Here is a 1845-nt window from a genome sequence, read left to right as displayed (position 1 = left end):
AGGCGCCCACCTCTCCCGAGGAGGAGTGATGAGCCCAGACCGTACCGCGGAGCTCCGCCAAGCCATCGCTGACGCGGGTACCTTCGAGACCCTAGAAGAAGCCGCTGGCGACGAGCTGATGCGCCTATGGCACGACCTCTACTCCCAGATGCGCTACGCCCGTGACGGCTGCTGGTCTGTTGGGTGCGAGTACATCGTCAGCCGTATCGTTACCCTCACCCGAGCTCTCGGCCGCCCGGCACGGTGGCAGGACATGCCGCTTAACCTCCTGGAAAATGGCATCTATCAGCGCATGCATGACCTGCTCGGCATGGCCTACGAGCCGCCGGACATGGACGCCGTTGCCCGATCGAGGGCCCTTCTTCAGGAGGCACGTTGACCAACGACTTGCGGGTGACTATCGCTCGCGCCATCCACCGCTACCAGCCCGCTCCTCCCTGGGAGGCGTGCCTCGAACGGGCCGACGTCGTGCTCGACGACCTGGTCGCCTCTGGCTACCAGGTCGTGAAGCTGGAGGAACAGTGACCGACGACCTGATCTCGTTCCTACGCGCTCGCTTCGACGAGGACGAGCAGGTCGTGCGAGTAGATCCCGGCTTCAGCCAGGAATGGCACACCGAGCGGGCCCGCGCCGACCCTCACGACGAGAGCCGGGCGTGTGTCCGCAGCAGCCAAGGCGACGTCATCACGGGCGACGTGGACGTCGAACGGGCCCGCCACATCGCACACTACGACCCGGCCCGCATGTTGCGTGATGTCCAAGCCCGGCAGCACACCCTTGTGCGTTGCCAGGAAGAGATGCTGTCCGGCATCCCCCGCTTGGTGCACTTCGCCAAACGGACTCTTTGGGAGATGGCTCAGCCGTACGCCGACCACGACGACTACCAGGAGGAGTGGAAGCTGTGACCGACGACCTGCTCGCCTGGCTGCGTATCACGATCACGGGCGACCTCACCGCAGCCCTGCGCGCCTGCGTGATCCGCGGCGAGCAGTCCCTGGTCGCCCTTGAGATCGAATCGGCAGGACTCCAGCCGCACCATTTCCACCCTCGGCTGTCGCCCGGCGAAGAGTGGACGTACAAGGTCGATCACTCAACCGCCTACGAAGGCAAGGTGATCGCCGGAGGCGGACACATCCGGGAGCGGGAAGCCGCTCAAGCCCTGTACCGGGGAGTCGCTGAACACGCCGCCCGTCATGATCCGCAGGACACGATCGCCCGTTGCGAGTTTGAGCTGTCCGAGATTGCCCGGCATGAGGAATCCGCCTGCCGCGACTGCGTGATCTGCGGAGACCACGACGGCGACTACCCGTGCGACTACCTGCGTAGACACGCGTACGGCTACCGTCACCGCCCCGGTTACCGGCAGGAGTGGGCGCCGTAGCCGGGGTCTACGAAATCCGGCCGTGGCCTACTCAAGGCCGTAACTGTGCCGCCCCCAGTGCCCGGCAGGCAACAGGCAAAGATCCGCGGACGCTGGATCCGCTTCAGGGCACATCTCCACAGCCGCAAGATCACGGCCTTCGTCTCCCCAGCGAAGCCACCACTCGACGTCCTCGGCCCCGCACGCCTGGCCGAGCGTCATGTGCTGGCCAGGGTGTCCTTCCTGAACCCAGCAGTGCGCCTCCACCTCGACCGTGTTCGCGCCATCCGGCAACTCGTCGAGGATCCGGTACTCATCGGATGTCAGTTCCGTGGCGGACATGCAACAGGAGAGTCGGCTCACAGGGCAACGGTACTCATCCGCAGCCTCGCCAACTCGGCGAATAGGCATCTCAGGTCGGCTGGGACAATAGACGACCATGATTGCTTCCCCTCCCTCTCCCTCGGTTTACGTGCACCCTGAGG

The 1845-nt window shown here is 65.2% G+C and carries 5 protein-coding genes; 4 read left to right on the top strand and 1 reads right to left on the bottom strand.

Going from position 1 to position 1845, the window contains the following annotated elements; genetic code table 11:
* From AB0395_RS48230 to AB0395_RS48215, 4 genes are all read left to right on the top strand, one after another.
* Positions 1 to 379 (top strand): hypothetical protein (locus AB0395_RS48230; protein WP_366295109.1); only part of this gene is annotated, 379 nt, incomplete at its 5' end.
* Positions 376 to 525, top strand: a complete 150-nt coding sequence (locus AB0395_RS48225) for a hypothetical protein (protein ID WP_366295107.1) — start codon at positions 376 to 378, stop codon at positions 523 to 525. The genes AB0395_RS48230 and AB0395_RS48225, both read left to right, overlap by 4 nt.
* Entirely contained in the window at positions 522 to 905 is a 384-nt protein-coding gene (locus AB0395_RS48220) for a DUF6221 family protein (protein WP_366295104.1), read from the top strand. The genes AB0395_RS48225 and AB0395_RS48220 overlap by 4 nt, the downstream gene beginning before the upstream one ends.
* Positions 902 to 1381 (top strand): DUF6221 family protein, encoded by a 480-nt coding sequence (locus tag AB0395_RS48215; protein WP_366295102.1) that lies wholly within the window; start codon positions 902 to 904, stop codon positions 1379 to 1381. Before AB0395_RS48220 ends, AB0395_RS48215 begins: the two co-directional genes overlap by 4 nt.
* A 27-nt stretch (positions 1382 to 1408) precedes the next feature.
* Here the strand turns inward: AB0395_RS48215 and AB0395_RS48210 are convergent, their stop codons facing one another.
* A complete protein-coding gene (locus AB0395_RS48210) occupies positions 1409 to 1702 on the bottom strand; it encodes a hypothetical protein (protein ID WP_366295100.1) in 294 nt (97 codons plus the stop codon).
* Between the last annotated feature and the right edge of the window lie 143 nt (positions 1703 to 1845).

Origin of the sequence: Streptosporangium sp. NPDC051023 (assembly GCF_040689595.1) — a bacterium.
GTDB lineage: Bacteria > Actinomycetota > Actinomycetes > Streptosporangiales > Streptosporangiaceae > Streptosporangium.
This window is presented reverse-complemented; position numbering and strand designations above follow the sequence as displayed.